10 protein-coding genes are annotated in these 16,507 nt (G+C 54.4%); 2 read left to right on the top strand and 8 right to left on the bottom strand.

Annotation, left to right across the window (positions count from 1 at the left end; all coding sequences use genetic code 11):
* Positions 1-399: 399 nt before the first annotated feature.
* From Pla100_RS12300 to Pla100_RS30725, 4 genes are all read right to left on the bottom strand, one after another.
* A complete protein-coding gene (locus Pla100_RS12300) occupies positions 400-1,653 on the bottom strand; it encodes a DUF1559 domain-containing protein (protein WP_146577968.1) in 1,254 nt (417 codons plus the stop codon).
* Between the two features lie 127 nt (positions 1,654-1,780).
* A complete protein-coding gene (locus tag Pla100_RS12295; RefSeq protein WP_146577967.1) occupies positions 1,781-1,972 on the bottom strand; it encodes a hypothetical protein in 192 nt (63 codons plus the stop codon).
* A gap of 469 nt (positions 1,973-2,441) precedes the next feature.
* On the bottom strand, positions 2,442-3,944 hold the full coding sequence (locus Pla100_RS12290; RefSeq protein WP_146577966.1) for a sulfatase: 1,503 nt from the start codon (positions 3,942-3,944) through the stop codon (positions 2,442-2,444).
* 201 nt (positions 3,945-4,145) lie between these two features.
* Complete coding sequence (locus Pla100_RS30725; protein ID WP_197167876.1) at positions 4,146-7,091, bottom strand: sulfatase-like hydrolase/transferase; 2,946 nt, start codon at positions 7,089-7,091, stop codon at positions 4,146-4,148.
* A gap of 387 nt (positions 7,092-7,478) precedes the next feature.
* Here Pla100_RS30725 and Pla100_RS12275 point away from each other — a divergent pair, with 387 nt between their 5' ends.
* The gene (locus tag Pla100_RS12275) at positions 7,479-7,676 is read left to right on the top strand and encodes a hypothetical protein (RefSeq protein WP_197167875.1); all 198 of its coding nucleotides are present in this window, start codon (positions 7,479-7,481) and stop codon (positions 7,674-7,676) included.
* 14 nt (positions 7,677-7,690) lie between these two features.
* On the opposite strand, the gene Pla100_RS12270 is transcribed toward Pla100_RS12275, so the two are convergent.
* The 3 genes from Pla100_RS12270 to Pla100_RS12260 all read right to left on the bottom strand — a co-directional run bounded on the left by Pla100_RS12270 (position 7,691) and on the right by Pla100_RS12260 (position 12,751).
* The gene (locus tag Pla100_RS12270; protein ID WP_231603016.1) at positions 7,691-9,034 is read right to left on the bottom strand and encodes a sulfatase family protein; all 1,344 of its coding nucleotides are present in this window, start codon (positions 9,032-9,034) and stop codon (positions 7,691-7,693) included.
* 223 nt (positions 9,035-9,257) lie between these two features.
* Positions 9,258-10,679 carry a hypothetical protein gene (locus tag Pla100_RS12265; RefSeq protein WP_197167874.1) on the bottom strand — a complete coding sequence of 474 codons (1,422 nt, stop codon included), beginning with the start codon at positions 10,677-10,679 and terminating at the stop codon, positions 9,258-9,260.
* 83 nt (positions 10,680-10,762) lie between these two features.
* Positions 10,763-12,751 (bottom strand): hypothetical protein, encoded by a 1,989-nt coding sequence (locus Pla100_RS12260; RefSeq protein ID WP_146577963.1) that lies wholly within the window; start codon positions 12,749-12,751, stop codon positions 10,763-10,765.
* 256 nt (positions 12,752-13,007) lie between these two features.
* Here Pla100_RS12260 and Pla100_RS12255 point away from each other — a divergent pair, with 256 nt between their 5' ends.
* Positions 13,008-13,268, top strand: coding sequence for a hypothetical protein (locus Pla100_RS12255; RefSeq protein WP_146577962.1), 261 nt, complete (start codon positions 13,008-13,010; stop codon positions 13,266-13,268).
* A gap of 82 nt (positions 13,269-13,350) precedes the next feature.
* Here Pla100_RS12255 and Pla100_RS12250 read toward each other — a convergent pair whose 3' ends face one another.
* A complete protein-coding gene (locus Pla100_RS12250; protein ID WP_146577961.1) occupies positions 13,351-16,227 on the bottom strand; it encodes an SHD1 domain-containing protein in 2,877 nt (958 codons plus the stop codon).
* Positions 16,228-16,507 lie beyond the last annotated feature (280 nt).

Raw genomic sequence — 16,507 nt, 5'->3', positions numbered from 1 at the left:
TGTAAGTATCCCTCGCTCACGCTTCGGGTTTCGATGAGGACTAAGTCAACCGCCCGCTAGCGGGCTGTCGGTTTAATCGTAACCCGATGCGTCAGCGAGGGATCCAACGCCATTAAAACCTCTGTAAGTATCCCTCGCTCACGCTTCGGGTTTCGATGAGGACTAAATCAACAGCCCGCTAGCGGGCTATCGGTTTAATCGTAACCCGATGCGTCAGCGAGGGATCCAACGTCATTAAATCCTCTGTAAGTATCCCTCGCTCACGCTTCGGGTTTCGATGAGGACTAAGTCAACCGCCCGCTATCGCCGTCGGCTCAATAAGTCAACGGCCCGCTCGCAGCGGGCGTTTCCTCGGTCATCGGACTGGAACTTGCCAGTTCCGAAAGGCGTTCGATTCGCTTAAAACGCTTCGTCGATAACCTCTTTTGAAGCCCGAGTTCCGAGAGCCCCCCAAACTCCGAATGGGCTCTCCGAGCCAGGAGCCACATACGCGCCACCCACACGGACCTGGGCGCTTTGCTGGTTGCCTGCTTCAATGCTGTCGGTCACAAACTTGACCGCACCATCGGCCATCAGAACGTGACAGCCCCCTTGATGGCGACTGCTGGGCGGGGCGACCGCGGGACGATCGTCATGGTGATTATGAGCCGCTCCTAACCCTCGTCCATCATGACAAAAACCTTTATTCGGAGGCAAGATGGTTGTGATGCCGGTATAAAGCACACCACCATGCGCCCACTTGAATCCACGCTTGAATTCCGGCCCCGATCCATTGGTTTTGTATTCCGTGGGCTGTGTCCCGTTGGGATCCAGGAACTGAGGCCTCGCGGGATCGGCATAGCTTTCACATTTGACCGATTTGCCAGCGTTCCAAATACGCTCGGAAGCGAGCCCACTAAATGACTGGTGAGTTCGCCTATCCAGATCGCCCAAGTCTGTGGCGATTTCGCCGGCACAGATGGTATTGGCCAGACCATCCAAGATGTCGCGGAACTTCATCACTTTGCGAGGAACAAACACGCCACGGCACGCTGCTCGAGTTTCCACTTCGTTGGAGTCTGATGACGGATCGGAATCCTGACCGGAATCGTTGATGCCGCCGCCATCCATTTGGTGGCAAGCATCACCCATGCAGGCTCCATAGTTGGTACGCCCCTGGGCCGGCAATCCAAACCCGGGATCACTGGGACACCTTAGCGTTGGAATCTCAGTCAGCCATGGCTCGTAGCGATGACTGTCATGACCACTGCCACCGCCATAGCGTTTTTGAGGATCTGCCCCCATCGCTTGCCACGTTCCAGAACCAATCTGCAATGGATTGCTGATCTGTTCCCACAGTGCTTGCTGTTCGAAAAAAGGCGTTAAACCGACAAGCCAACTCAGTCTATTGGCATTCGACCCCGGAGGGGTTTCGCTATTCATGCCAGAAGAAAACGTCCCTCCCATCTGCTTGGGCAGTTGATTGTAGGCGGCGTGATAGTTGTGGATCCCCAACCCGATTTGCTTGAAGTTGTTGCTGCAACTCATGCGACGAGCCGCCTCACGAGCTGCCTGAACGGCTGGCAGCAGCAACCCGACCAAGACGCCAATGATCGCAATCACGACGAGAAGCTCAACGAGTGTAAATGCTCGCTTGCCTTGCTTACTAAACACGATAATTCTCCTAGCTTGAGATAACCGGAAGCATGGCACAGCGCCATGTTCATAAAAAAACGCAATATCTCAGAACACAACATTGGAATGACGGACAAACGAAGCGTTCTAATTATTTATTCGTGGGTCAGTCGTTTGGATAATCATCCACAAAGTTCTCGTCGTCCTCAGTCGCGGCCTCTGGGTTTTCTTCCAGATAGTTGGCAATCGCGTCCTCGCTTCCCACCACGGTCGCATCGGTCGCCCCGCCGCACCCCGAGAAAATCGCTAAGCAGAACGCGAAAAAAATGAATGAGAAACCGCCCGTAAACTTCATCATGGAAACCTTGATGCCGAAGTGAAGGAAAGAATGAGCCCCTTGGCGAGACCCTCGGATGGTAAAGACTCCATAGAAACTGCCGGTTTAACGACAATTTTGGAATTTCTTTGCGAATCCGCTCTTTTCAAGAATCGAACACGTTCGAACACAGGTACTTCGCGGGCGTTCGTGTCCACGGTTTGCTGTTGATCCACAACACCGGCGGCGTGTTGATTCAGTGAGCCGACGGCGTTACCGGGCTGTTGATTTAATCGCAACCCGACACGTGAGTTTTGAATTTGCGATTTTTTGGTAACCCGCTGGGTAAGCGAGGGATAATGGATATTGACTCATCCCTCGCTCACGCTTCGGGTTACGATGCAGACTAAATCAACACCCCGCCAGTGAGAGCCTATGTCCATTCGGTCGGCTGCGGATTCTTGCGATCGTTTCGTCGAACACGTCTTCATTTGACGATAGCGCGTTCAGATTAATCGTCACTTACCGTTGGCGATTCACGCTGGCTTCTTGCCATATTCTGTTTTTCGGCCAGCACGGCTCGCAGTTCTTTTAAACGCTCAGCAAACCTGGAATCGTTTGCGACGTTGTTTCGTTCATGTGGATCCTTGTTCAGGTCATAGAGTTCCTCGCCGCTGGGCCATTTGCCGTAGCGCCAGTTTTGGTTGCGGACGGCGAAGCCGAGGTTTGGACCGCGGGACACGACGCTGTAGGCGTAGTCCTTCGCGTGTTTACGGGACGGGTCTTGAAGTATTGGGGCGATCGATGTGCCTTGTAGATGTTGTGGCATCTCCAAACCAGCAAGCTGCGTCAGGGTGGGAAAAACATCAACAAGCTCAACCATCGCGTCGCTGTGGCTACCAGCGCTGGTCACGCCGGGGACACGAACAATCAGGGGTACCTTCGCCCCAATGTCGAACAGCGTCACTTTGCCCCACAGAAAGTGATCGCCGAGGTGATACCCGTGGTCGGAGGTTAGCACGATGATCGTGTTGTCATACAGCGACTCGTCTTTGAGCGTCTGTAGAACAAGCCCGATCTGTGCGTCGATGAATGACACGCACGCATGATAGGCCTGCATGAACTCGCGGCGACGTGGCTCGTTTTCAACTCCCAGTTCGAAATCAAATTCCTTGAATCGATTGGCGGAAGCATCACGGGGAATGCTGTTCCATAGGTCCGCGCGGTCGCGATGAAATTGAATTTGCTCGCGTGGATAAAGATCGAAATACTTGTCCGGTGCTAAGAACGGAACGTGCGGTTTGTGAATGCCAAGGGCGATGAAAAATGGTTTGTCTCCGTGGCTCTTTCGTTTAAGCCAGTTGATAACCTGGCGAGCATTCTTGCCATCGCTGTGCTGCTCATCCCGGAGCCCGCTAGGACCGTGACCGGGTGGGGTTTGTGCGTTTAGTGGATCGAGCACGGCTTTCATGGCTGCTCGCCACTTCGGTCTGTTTGCGGCCTTTTCAACGCTGCCGTATTCTTGTTCGAATTTATTCCGCGCTTCGGTGACGACTGGCAGCTCGTCGTTTTCGAACCACGGCGGCGCATCACTCCATGCTACGTCGCCGTGGTCAGCCTTTTCGTTGTGAAAGACCTTGCCAATCGAAGCCGTCCAGTAGCCGTTGTCTTTAAAGTACTGCGGCATCGAGACCGTGTTCGGTCGCGTCTGACGGATGTCTGATTTATTGTCCAGCACGCCGGTCGATTCCGGATACAGACCACTTAGAAACGAAGCCCGCGACGGCCCGCACACGGGATACTGACAGAATGCTCGTGAGAACGTCATGCCGTCCTTCGCGAGGGCCTCGAATGTTGGCGTCTGGATGTCCGGATAACCGGATGTCGAGACGTGCGTGTTTAAGTCATCACAGACGATAAACAAAATATTGGGCCTCGCCGCGATGGCGGAAGTTGCCATCAAAAGGAAGCATGTCAGGGTTAGAGTAATCCGCATCTCACGTCTCATATTCATTTGCTTTCGCTTTGCAGTTCATCAAGCCGCATTCCTGCGCGGCCGGTCAGTTTCAAGTCAATGGTCGTTCGCCAAACCTTCGCAAGTCAAAAACGACTAGGCTCTGTCTGAAAAGGGGTCTGACCCTCTCCGGCAATGCCATCAACTCGGAAAAGATGACTTGCCTCCAAAGGTTCAGACCCCTTTTCAGACAGAGCCTTGTCATTTTTGTTCGGTCGGTGATGCGACTGCCGCGTTGTACGGCAGATACTTCGGATGTGGAACGTAATTCCCCTTGCCTTGCTGCCAGCGGAATGTCTCGCCCTCGACAACGAGGTCTTTACGTTCATTCAGCTTTGGTTCTGGGGCGGCGAAGGATTGCGGTGCTGATCGGCTTAGTTCAGCCATGATGTCGGTGTACTGCGGATCAGACGCGAGATTGTTCCATTCGTTGGGGTCTTCGCGGACGTTGTAGAGTTCTTCGCCGTCGTCGCCGTAACGAATGTAACGCCAGTCGCGATTGATGATCGCAAACTCACCGGGAGTCATGTACGGTAGCAACACATTGCGATCCGATGCCATTGTCGGATCGATAAGCGTTTCGGCAAGCGACTCGCCTTCAAGGGTCTGACTCGGTCGTGGAAGCTCGCACATCTCAACCAGCGTCGGGTACATATCAATCAGACTGACCGTGACGTCGGACTTTTGTCCTTGAGTCACTCCGGGACCCGCCCAGATAAACGGCACGTTGGAAGTTCGTTCCCAGAGTGTGTGTTTGCCCCAGTCGCCTTTCTCGCCGTGGTGGTATCCGTGATCGCTCCAAAAGACGACGATCGTGTTGTCCGCATACGGGCTGGATTCCAAGGCGTCGAGCACACGACCCATCATCGCATCGGCGTAGCTCATGCAGGCCAGGTAACCATGAATGGCGTCGTCGACCGCATCGATCTCAACCAGCTTGTCGTGATGCGCTCGCCGACGATTCTCTTTTTGGCGACGAACTTTGGGTGGCAAGTCTTCCAGATCGTCATCCTTCATCGGAGGCAACGGAATCTGATCCGGATCGTACATATCGAAGTATTTTTGCGGACAGTAGTTGGGAAAGTGAGGCGCGTAGATGCCACAAGCTAGAAAGAATGGTTTGTCATGCTTCTGCTTCAATTGTTCGACGGCCCAATTGATGCGGATCGTGTCGGCCATCTCCTCTTCGCGCTCGTTCGGGATTGGTCCCCATTCGAGGAACAACCCGCCGGTGATCTGCTTGCCTCGGTTGTAGATACTTGCCGGAAACGGCTGCGGCACTGGTGTATCGCTGCTCCACGATTCGAGAGCCCAGCCGCCTTCTCGCTGGAACTGGTTGCGTAGGAAGAATTCGGCCCACCCTCGCTGGTCGATCGCTCCGGCGGGGTGATGATAAAGCTTTCCGGCGCCCAGCGTTGTGTAGCCCGCTTTCGCGAAACTCGTTTGCAGGGACTCGATTTCAGGATGATGAACGAAGTAGTTCGGGCTGGTGTAACAGCCCGTGGTCGACGCGTATTGGCCCGAGAAGATCGCCGCTCGGCTAGGCGCGCAGAATACTCCGGCGGTGTGCGCATTCGTAAAGTTGACCCCGCGAGCCGCAAGCGCATCGATATTCGGGGTGATCGCATGTGGAGTCGTTTCCAGGCAACCGATCCAGTCGTTCATATCATCAACGGCCAGAAACAACACGTTCGGCGGGCGACTCGACGCAGCCTTCTGCGGCTTTGCAGGAAGAGCGACAAACGCGTCACGCACATCGCCATCGGCGGACACGGACGGGTCAGAAGAAGCCTTGCGTTTCTTAGGCTTTTTCGTGCCCTTTGCCTTTTTGTCTAGAGGCGCTGGCATACCGTATCGCTTAGCGCCACCTTTCATTGGATACGCCATCTCTTCCAACCACGAGTCGTGCAGTGCCGTCAACTCAGCAAGCTTCTCCGGCATCTGTTGAGCAAGATCCTGTTTTTCCGAAACGTCCTGACTCAAATCAAAAAGTCCGACGCGTTGCTTATCGCCGACGACCTTCCAGTCGCCCGAGCGGACCGCCCACCAACCTTCTTCGGCACCGGCACACCAGAAAAGGTCGCGCGGCGTTGGCGTTGTTTCCCCCCGAAGAATAGGCAGGATGTTGATTCCGTCAAAGGATGACTTTTCGGGCGAAGCGATATCGGCGGCAGCGAGCGCGGTGGGAAGAATATCAAGCGAGCTCACCACCGCTTGGCTTTCCCCGGGTGTCAACTTGCCCGGCCAGCAAACCAAGAACGGAACGCGAACACCGCCTTCATAATCTTGATGCTTGCCGCCGCGCAGCGGAGTGTTATTGGCGGTCTGTGCGAGAGGCCCGCCGTTGTCGCTGATAAAGAACAGCAGCGTGTTATCCCAGACCGATTCTTGCTTCAGCGTCGCCACGATGTTACCGATCGCGTCGTCCATTCGCTTGCCCATCGCCAATAGCGTATTGCGGTCTGGATTGCCGGTGTCGAACTTCGCGACTTCGTCGGCGGGTGCCTGCAATGGTGCATGCACGGCATTGAATGCCAGATAGAGAAAAAACGGATCAGCATCGTGACGCTGGATGAATGACACTGCTTCTTCGCCGAGTCGATCCGTCAAGTAGCCACTTTCCTGCACCGGTTGAGTACCACGATAGATCGGGTCACTTGGGTCGTTCAGTTTGAAATAATCGTGAGCACCTCGGCCGAGAAAGCCGAAGACTTCATCAAACCCTCGCAGGGCTGGGCTCCATTGCGGTGTCGGCCCCAGATGCCATTTACCGAGTTGACAACTGATGTAGCCGGCGGGCGAGAGAAACTGTGGAAAGATCATCTCACTCATCGGCAATCCCGAACCGGCTTCGCCGCCGGTGTAGAGGCCCATTCGTTGCTGATAACGTCCCGTCATCAAGCCGGCTCTCGTCGGCGAGCAAACATGACCGCTAACGTAGCCCTGTCGGCAGATCACGCTTTCCTTCGCCAGAGCGTCAAGATGTGGCGTGCTGATTTCCGGTGGATGTTGAGGATTGAACAGTACATCCGCATAGCCCAGATCGTCGGCGACGATGAGAACAATATTGGGTGGTTTTACTTCGGCGGCAAAGACATGGCCGATGGCAGTGCCGACAAACAATAGAAACAGTAGTTTGATATTCATAATCGCATATTCTAGTTATTGGCTTTCAAAACGGCTCAGTCTTGCTTGTCTTTGGTCTTGCTGTACTGAGTGGGCAGCGTGGCATTCCAGGATTGCACGACCGCAGACAGCCTTTTCACGACATCAGGATGCTGCGCCGCGACGTCGCTGGACTCGGCGGGATCCGCAACAATGTCGTAGAGCTGCGGGGTTCCATGTTTCTTTCGGGTCGGGTGAAGCAGTTTCCACTGGCCGATGCGAACGTATGCCGAATGCGGACGGGAATCGTTAACAAGATTTCCTCAAAACTTTCCATTTTTTCCCGACACGCCGACGGAAATTGACCAAGAGTTGCAATAGGCGAAAATCGTCGTTCAGTTCTTCGTTTTTTGTATGGGAAGATCGAACATGAGTTCCATCTCGACAGCCGTCAAACCGGTCTTGCAAGCCCGTCGCGATGCGACGCAGGCTAAGATCGATGCGGCGTTGCTGGGTAAGCAAATCAGCGTTCTGCAGGATACCGGTGACGCAATCAAGCAAATGATCGGTCAAATCCAAAGCGTTCAAAAACAGCTCGAAAGCGGACACATCGATGTCCGCGTTTGAGGCAAGGATAGGCTCTAAGGTCGCCGCCAAACGGGGCGTGCGTTTTGGGTGATCTCTTGATCGATCGCTTCCATCCGAGACTTCAGCTTCGCGGCGACAGTCGGCTCTTGCTCGTATCGGTTGTCTTGTTCGCCCAGGTCTTGAGCCAGATTGAATAGGAAGTGATTGATCTTCGAAGTCTTCCCTTGCTTCTTCTCCAAATACTTCCAATCGCCGATGCGGATGCCTTCCAAGATTCCTTGGGCGGAATAGAACACGAACTCCTCACGTGGTGATGAATCGCTCGCGAAGGTGGCCGAAACATCCATCCCGTCGATGCGATCATTTTCCGGTAAGGGATGGCCCGTCACACTGGCGATCGTCGGCAACAAATCGATCGTCGAGACAAACGCATCGGTGCTCGTCCCGGCGGGAATGCGACCGGGAGCCCACATGATGCACGGCACTCGCTGTCCGCCTTCGAATGTCGTTCCTTTGCCCTCGCGCAGCGGCCCGGCGCTGCCGCCGTGGTTCTTGAACTGCAACCAAGGTCCGTTGTCGCTCGTGTAGATCACAAGCGTGTTATCTGCTAACTCTAAATCACGGAGTGTTTGCACCAAACGTCCAACTTCGGCGTCGATGTGTTCGATCACACATTTGTACGCGTTCTGTGGATTCGGGTCATAAACATCGTCAGGAACGTACAACGGAATGTGTGGCATCGAGTGGGGCAGATACAAGAAGAACGGTTTCTCTTGGTTCGCTTTGACGAACTCGATCGCCCGATCGGTATAGCGGCGCGTGATGGTACGTTGATCCACCGGTAGCTCGATGATCTCTTCGTTTTGAACCAACGGCGTGTTCCAAATCGTCACTGCGGTTTCTTGGTCGGCCCACAGCTTGTCCGACGGTAACCTGGGTTTGCCCTTGTTGTCGGGATGATTCATGTCATTGGAATAGGGAATTCCGTAGTACGAATCAAATCCCTGCGAAGTTGGAAGCGTTTCGGCGTGATGGCCCAAGTGCCATTTCCCCACGCAAGCGGTGGCATAACCGTTGGCATGAAGATGATCCGCGATCGTGTACTCACTCGCGTTAAGACCATAGTCGCTTTGGGGAAACAGTACGTGCTTGTGCATGCCCACGCGTTTGGGATAGCACCCCGTCAACAAAGCGGCTCGTGAAGGCGAACAAACCGAGCAAGCCGAATAGAAACTGGTGTAGCGTCGGCCTTCGCTGGCCAAACGATCTAAGTTCGGCGTCGCGATCGTCTGCGAGCCAAAACATCCCAAGTCGCCGTAGCCCTGATCATCGGTGAAGATCACGATGACGTTGGGCGATCCTTCACGACCGGCCGCCGCCACATGCGACGCAAACATTCCGCCGATCAATGCCAACAGCAATGGTAACCACGGACACCAGTCCATCATCGAAGTGTTCGAGAACTTCCAAACCAACTCCCGCTTCATTGTGTGACTCATTTCTCGTGTGACCTGTTTCTTGATGCGAATCGTGTCGACCATTTCGTCGAGCCATTGTAACCTATCTGAAAACAATTAGCCGCCGGGCGTAAGCTTTCGTTGTGTTTTGCCGAAACGGGGGCTAACGCTGTAAACCATCAAACCATTGCCGCAATTGTTGGGTACTGGGGCGGTCGTCTAAGAACATCGCCGTGGCGTGCGAGCCGAGCCCTGAAGAAACCCACGTCCACTTGACCGCCGGATCGGTGTGAGCCATGAGTTGTTCATAGTTGGCGGTGCCACCAGTGTTATCGGCGCTACCACTGTTATCAACCTGGAAAATGGCCCGTCCGCGAAAGCGAGGTGCGCGTTCGATCGCGTCCTCCATCCGCGATTGCCTCCAGTTTGATCCGTCGTAGTGCTGGCAGGCGACGAATCCTTTCCAGAGTCCGGCGATCGTATCGTTCCTCAGCCCGATGTAACCGCAAGCGATCGCGCCGCGCGAAAACCCGCACAGAATTAGGTTGTCCCGGTCACCACCCCAGTTGGCACAGATGTCGTCGATGACACGCACGGTGTACGCTGCGGTGTCGTCGCCCTCACGAGAGCCGAAGCCCGCTTCAGCGATCTGTCCTGTTTCGCGATCGACAAACGGCAAACTGACCCAGATGGCGTCGGTCCCCAACGTGATTCCGTATCCCATCTGGCATTGCTCGGGACGGCCGGTCGACCAGCACGCCTTGGCATGAAAGAAAATGTTGCCTGGGAATTCCGCGATCACAGGATAGCGTTTGTTGGGATTCCAGTCCGGCGGCAGATAGAGCGTGCCATAGATCTCCGCATCGGGATCATCGCTGAGGCGATAACGAACACGACGACCGGGCGCGGGCGAACCTTCCACCATGTCCGGCACGTCGATGCGTCCGGTCGGTCGCACCCACGGTTCCACCGTGCCGGTGGCAATCATGTCCGAAACAACCATCGCGGCTGTATCGGCTCGCTGAACCATCACGCGGATCTCCTTAATCCGAATCGGGTCGATCTTGGGCGTCCCGTCGGGAAACGTTTCCCGAAGGAGGCAACGGAGTGTTGTTGACTCACTGGGTTTGAGTACCGAGGAATCCCCGACCGCGGTCCATCCATTCGAACCGACGACCCACAGGGTCACTTCCGCTGGCGTGGCTCCTGCATTCTGAACCCTGGCTTGGACGCACTCGGCGGAACCTAAATCCCAGCCTTCGGCAGGCGGCGGCAGGCCCACCCAGGCGATTCCCCTTCCCGATGAATGTATCTCTCCGAGGGCGACGTTCAATTCGGGCACCTCCAGTCTCAACACGCGGCGGTCACCGGAATCGTCGAAGTGAGCCGACATCCCGCGAACGTTGATGGCTTTAGCGTCTGAAGAAAGATGAGTCCAGAGTTCTGCCCGAACCGGCGTGCCGCCATCTTCGGCAAGAGCATCGGCCCCCATTCCGATCAAGCCGAGGCACAGAAACCCGATCGTGAACCAAAGGGTTTCTATCGAACGATACCGCCCCATTTCGATGGGAGACAAGAATGTCATCAGAATGGCTTTGTTTCGTGTGGTCGGCATAGTGAACTGTTGTTTGCGTTCTGATCGACGGTTGCGATGGTACGACTTGTGATTCACACGGCTACTTGCCGGAGTTTTTGGTGCAGAAGCTGGTGCGCCATCGCGTAATCATGCTGGAACCCTTCGATGCTTGCCGTTTCGCTGTCTTTGGTTGCGGCCATGATCGGTCGCAGAAAAAGATGTGAGGGATCGCGGTGAGTCACCCAGTGGACTTCAACGTTCTCGATCGTTTGATTCCACATCCGTTTTTGATTAGTCGCCATGATGAGCCGATTACCGGTCAGTCGCCGGATGATACGGTGGCAAACATCGTCGCCGATTCTCTCGATCACGGCATATAGGTCCCGAAACGGTTGGCAGTGCGCAATCAACTCGATCCAACCTCCTTCATCTCGGAAGTGGCCAACCGGTTTGAACGCCTGCGATTCTAATTCGTTGACCCAAGCTTGCGTTTCCGGTTCCTCAGCCCAATCTGATAGATCGGCAGACACTAAATTCAGCTCCGAGGGGACACTTTCGATCCAGCTTAACGTGATGTCGAAACCACCGAACACGGGGATCGTTTCGCCATCGACGTTTTCAGTCGCATACGTGCCAGCAAGTCGCTCCATCTCGCTAGCGAAACCGGTTCCGGCTTGACGTAGCTGATTGTGCTTTCTTCGATACTCTGCATCACTTTTGTCGATCGTTGCCTCGATGGCAACATCATCGAGCGGCTCGCCTGCGATGGCTCGCTGCACCATGGCGACGATCGGCTCATAGCGTTTCTGTTGTTCGGCGGCATAGTCGTCGTCCACGAAAGAAGCCATTTGTTTGAGCCCGCGGCGATGACGCTTGAGCAACTCCTCCAACATTTCCGGCGGTTGATCGAAGTTCAATGCCCAACGCATCCATGCCGGATCGGCACGATTGAACGCGGCTTCCAACGGCGATTCGTCCAAGCCCTGATTTGGATCTGCCGAGATTCGGCCGCCGTGTCGCACCAGCAGGTTCGCTAAATCGAACATCATACGCGGCGATGAAAAATTGGCCCCGATCGCCTGAGTCAACGGTGTTTTCTTTTTCGACTTGCTCTTGCCCAGGGGCGTTCTACCGTCCGCATTCGCGCCGGCGGCGAGTAGTAATTCTGCGATCTCGACAACGTTTTTATCACCGGCCGGCAAATAGTTACACAGCAGATCGATCGCGCTAAGCTCAGTTTCGGGTAGTTGCGTCAATGACGCGCCGTCGGACAACGCTTGGCGAACACCATCGATGTCCCGTCCCCGAATCGAATCGACAAGAACCTTGGAGGCCTGCTCGTTCGCCCGATCGTCCATCTCGCCGAAGCGAATCAAGTCGATCCGTTTGATCAACTTCGTCCCACATAGTTCTTTTTGATACGCGGTTAGACCGGATTCTTCGTCCCACCAATAATCAGGGATCAGGGCGTCCCAATCGACCATGATTTGATGCATCGCGGAAAAGAGATCCGGTTGCGCAGTCAACCACTCCATCGTGTAGGTATCGCTTCGGACACCGTTGAGATCAAAATCGATCGAATCATCTTCGTCTTCGCCCTCTGCTTCGTCTTCATCTTCGTCTTCAAACTCATCGTCATAGTCTTCTTCGTCATCATCCCAAAGCTCGCCGTCGCTGTAGATATGATCCATCTTCCGACCATCACAAAACCTCATGATGGAGTACACGCCTGAGCAATCGCTGTGACGAATGATGACGTACTCGCCTTCGATCATTCCGCCCAAGTCATCGAGCAGTTCGGGTGAACGTTGCATCATTGGCAGGATCGACCACGATCCGAAGTTCAGGTGGATGAGCAGCGTCCAAGCCCCCACTGGCGGTCGGAAGTTTTTTTCCAAAACCGACTTCGTCACGTCTTCGGTGACATGCCCGATTCCCTTCAACCGTTCCTTGAGAACCGCGGGGTCCGACGCGTTTCGTAGCGCGAACTGAAACCACGAATCAGGGTAATTACTCAAATAGATTCCACGTCGCTGAGCCAGCGGCGTTTTAGCAAAACGAGCCTTATCGGACGCATACATGACGAGTCACCTCCGGGTACGAAACGAATGAGCCCAAGAGTTTATACGAACTTGACGGATGTTTTTGCACGGCCGCGCGGCATGCGAATACAGCTCAAATTTTTTCACAAATCGCGACAATCTATCACCTTGGTCTGGTTGTTTCGTTTCATCTATCTGTCACGCCAAATTTCGTTGACAACGCTGTGTCACCAGCCTCTTGCTGCTGGCGACTCCGGCGGGAATTGTCGGAACTCCGCTGACCAGGACGATCCCAATGAAAGAGGGCCGATTCTTGATCGGTTCATCTCCCGGACGCAATGGTGAGAACGCTGGCTCGGCAGCCGACTCGAACGGCCTGTTGGAAGTCACACGCGATAGCGATGGATGTGCCGTCCATCGCCAATGGATCGCCGAAGGTGCTGGTAATGGCAGAAAACGAATCATGGAAGGAGCAAATACTACCGGTCGCCCTTGGGAGAACCGTTCCCTCATCGGCAACGAAGTCGATGGACAGGCCGATCGAACCAACCCATAAAAGCCCGATCATCAACCATCGGGTACCGATCCAAAGAGGACACAGCGGCTGGACTCGAAAAAAAAGGAGCATCGAATTCCGTTTAGCGACCGTTACCTGCACTGGCACCTTGCGAGTAGGCTTGGTCCACAAACCCACCCGGGGTTAAGCTCGTTCTACCAGCGCCGCTTCGAAAAACCGGATAGAAGACTTCAGCGGGAATTTCCAAACGTTCAAACAGGGTGTACGACGGTTGCGTCAATTCGTCGACCTTTTGTTGAGCCGATTCGCCGTCTTCCAGCCGAAGTGTTGAAGGAACGAAACCCATACTACGACTCCAGAGGACCAGTTCACCAAGACGAACCTCGACCGATTGTTTCCAAGGAGAAACGGACACGGTTTGTGCGTTTACGCTGGGTATCCGGTTGCGCATAAAAGGCGCAAAGCTAAATCGGGATTTGTCATAGACGTGCGTTTCCGTAGGACCTCGTCCGGCCGAACCCGAGATCACGATACCGGCTCCGTCGTTAGGCACCCAGCCGTTCTTCGTCACCACCGCAGAAATGCAGTTAGCGATTCGCTCATCAATGCTTTGGATCAATCGAATCGGCTTGCCTGGTCGCAACGCCAGCATGTCGTCGACCGAATACGGTTCCATCAACGCGATGGCGTTGTCGTGCGGCACCTTCGCGATACCGACGATCGCTTGTCGATCAGAATCATTGGATCCAAGAGCCATTGCCGCCGCCAATCGATTTCCGATGACGCGGCGAGTCGTGTTATTGGGCATGTCGTAGTTCCACATGGCCGCTTTTTTCTGGGTGTCATAGATCAATCCATCGATCCAAATGTACCGATCATCGAGCAGTTGCGGGCTTCCTTGAGTCGAAACATTTCGGCGCGGAAAGATGACCGGCTCGGTCGCCTCGCCGATGTCCCATTTTTCAAGCGAGTCTTGAGTCAAACGAAGAATCTGGGAACCATCTGGGCTAAAACCGATCGCCGCCGATCCCAACTGTTTTGCCACCGCCTTACCCGTCAATGTCTCGATTAAGACACTCCCAGCGTTGGCAATATCCAACACAAAGAAGTCACCGGAGGGATGCAGTTCAATTTTTCTGGAGAATACGTCTGAAACTGAATAAAGGATCCGCTGTTGTTTCAAGTCATACAGTTGAGCTGTATTGGAATCAATGACCAATACATAATGCGAACCAACCAGTCGTGCCATGGGTGAGAAGGATTGATACGAGATTCGCCTCGAAGAGGGTATTTCCCAGGACATCTCTGGTTCCGCAAATTGATCACCGGCGCCGAGTTGGTAGGTCGATAGTTGCCAGTGTTCGCTGCCGATAAGTCCATCGGGAAAAAATGCCGTGAGCATACGATTCTGTTCGACGCTATAGTCGACCAGTTGTTCCTTTTCGTCCAACCTGGGGCCGGGCTTGTATTCTTGCCTTTCGGGACCAATCCAATGCACCTGCGATTGTGGCTCGCCTCGATAATTGCTTGATGGATGGGTTCCCAAGAGCAACCAATTCTGCTTTCCAGCGATCGGAACGATGGTTGAGATTGTGTCCGCGTTGGGTATCGGAAAACTGACACTCCCATCACTCCACGATGGTACCATTGACAGCGGCTGAACCGATGGAAAGGAACGGAAATCGGGCAGCGTACCGATTAGCCCAACCGAACGACCGGACGCAACGAATGTTGTGAGTTTGGGTCGCTTTACTTGAGGCACGACATGCTCGAGCTCTTGCTGCAGCCCCCGGTCCAATTGATCGATCGGCACGCGAACGTTTTGCCCGTCTTCTTTTAAGAGAACAACATGCGTTTCGTCTCGGGACAGCATTCTGGCAACCACCGTCGAACCGCCTCGTCCGGTCCACTTTCGCCAAGAACCTTCGCCATTGGGATATCGAACCTTAGTCAGTGGGAACTCTCGCTTGCCTTGGCTCACTCCGTTGTCATCGAACCGCTCGACAAACGCGATCCCCATTCCGCTTTGAGAGACCAAACCTTCGACCCAACGGGAGCCGTCGCTGACCTCTACGGTGTCACCAACCCGGACAGGACTGACCCCGTCGATCAGAGTTTCTTTTCCAGTGATGGGGATCGACCGCGTCCACCTCTTTAACTCCAACGACAGTCGATCGATCGGCACGGTCGCGTTGGTCCCATCTTGCTTGCGAAGCGTGACTTGGGTCTCGGTGCGTGAAAGGTACCGAGCAATCACGGTAAATTGACCGCTGGTATCGGACCACTTTCGCCATGGCCCTTCTCCATTGGGGAAACGGATCTTGGCAAACGGAAACGCATCCTCTGTATCCTGACCAAGTCGTTGATAACGCACCTGGGCCTCGCCGATCCGGACTTGGGTCACCACGCCGTCAAACCACTCGTTTGAATAAGGTGAGACTTCGACTTCGTCACCCAGACGAACCGGGTCAGCGCCATCGATTTTGTTTTCTTCACCAGTAATCGGTGTTCGTTTGACTTTCTGGCGAAGGTCCAGGGTCAAAGAATCGATCGGCAATGTCAGTTCACTGCCGTCCTCTTTGCGAATCATCACGCTTGTTTCGTCCCGGGCGATGTAGCGAGCCTCCACTCGCAATTTACCGTCGCTGGTTTTCCAAAGTGCCCACTGTCCTTCACCATTGGGAAAACGAATATCCGCCAGAGCAAAATCACGAGTGGACTCACGCCCATTGAAGCTGTATTGGACCGAGACCTTTCCCTCAATCATCGATACAACTGTCCCGGAACACCACTTCGACAAGTAGCGAACCTCGACATGATCTCCCGGGCGAACGGGATCGGGGATCTGCGTATTGGCCGAGTTTGGGTTCGGAACCTCAGCAAAACCTTGACGAGAACACATGCCGCAAAGTACCGCCCAACACACGCCAAGCAAGAAGAGGCGGAAACCAACCTTCATCTCGGTTAACGCCGCATCGATGTTGCGTTGAAAAAACACCCAGATATCCCCTCTTGTTTATGCCACGATGCCCAGACTAGCCGGGTGAATTGAAGCGACAATTAAAGACGACATTGTAAGCGTTTGCAACCTTTTCACGGATCCAAATACCCGGTAAGTCGGGATCTGGACCGGCGACCGTGTTCGCGGTTATCAGTACGCGATCATCAGGAAGTAATTCAATCGCTTTGCCATTACTCCGACTGTTAACGAAGGCCAGCGTTCGTTGGAATGATGCGGTCCGGGATTTAAACACAGCTTCACCAGACCCGCCTCTTCC

The sequence above is a fragment of the Neorhodopirellula pilleata genome, from assembly GCF_007859915.1.
In the GTDB taxonomy this organism is placed as follows: Bacteria; Planctomycetota; Planctomycetia; order Pirellulales; family Pirellulaceae; genus Rhodopirellula; species Rhodopirellula pilleata.
This window is presented reverse-complemented; position numbering and strand designations above follow the sequence as displayed.

Excerpts from the sequence above, each read along its gene's own strand:
- Pla100_RS12295 (WP_146577967.1), bottom strand. The coding sequence starts at position 1,972 with ATGATGAAGTTTACGGGCGGTTTCTCATTCATTTTTTTCGCGTTCTGC.
- Pla100_RS12290 (WP_146577966.1), bottom strand. The coding sequence starts at position 3,944 with ATGAATATGAGACGTGAGATGCGGATTACTCTAACCCTGACATGCTTC.
- Pla100_RS30725 (WP_197167876.1), bottom strand. The coding sequence starts at position 7,091 with ATGAATATCAAACTACTGTTTCTATTGTTTGTCGGCACTGCCATCGGC.
- Pla100_RS12275 (WP_197167875.1), top strand. The coding sequence starts at position 7,479 with ATGAGTTCCATCTCGACAGCCGTCAAACCGGTCTTGCAAGCCCGTCGC.
- Pla100_RS12270 (WP_231603016.1), bottom strand. The coding sequence starts at position 9,034 with ATGTTTGCGTCGCATGTGGCGGCGGCCGGTCGTGAAGGATCGCCCAAC.
- Pla100_RS12265 (WP_197167874.1), bottom strand. The coding sequence starts at position 10,679 with ATGACATTCTTGTCTCCCATCGAAATGGGGCGGTATCGTTCGATAGAA.
- Pla100_RS12260 (WP_146577963.1), bottom strand. The coding sequence starts at position 12,751 with ATGTATGCGTCCGATAAGGCTCGTTTTGCTAAAACGCCGCTGGCTCAG.
- Pla100_RS12255 (WP_146577962.1), top strand. The coding sequence starts at position 13,008 with ATGAAAGAGGGCCGATTCTTGATCGGTTCATCTCCCGGACGCAATGGT.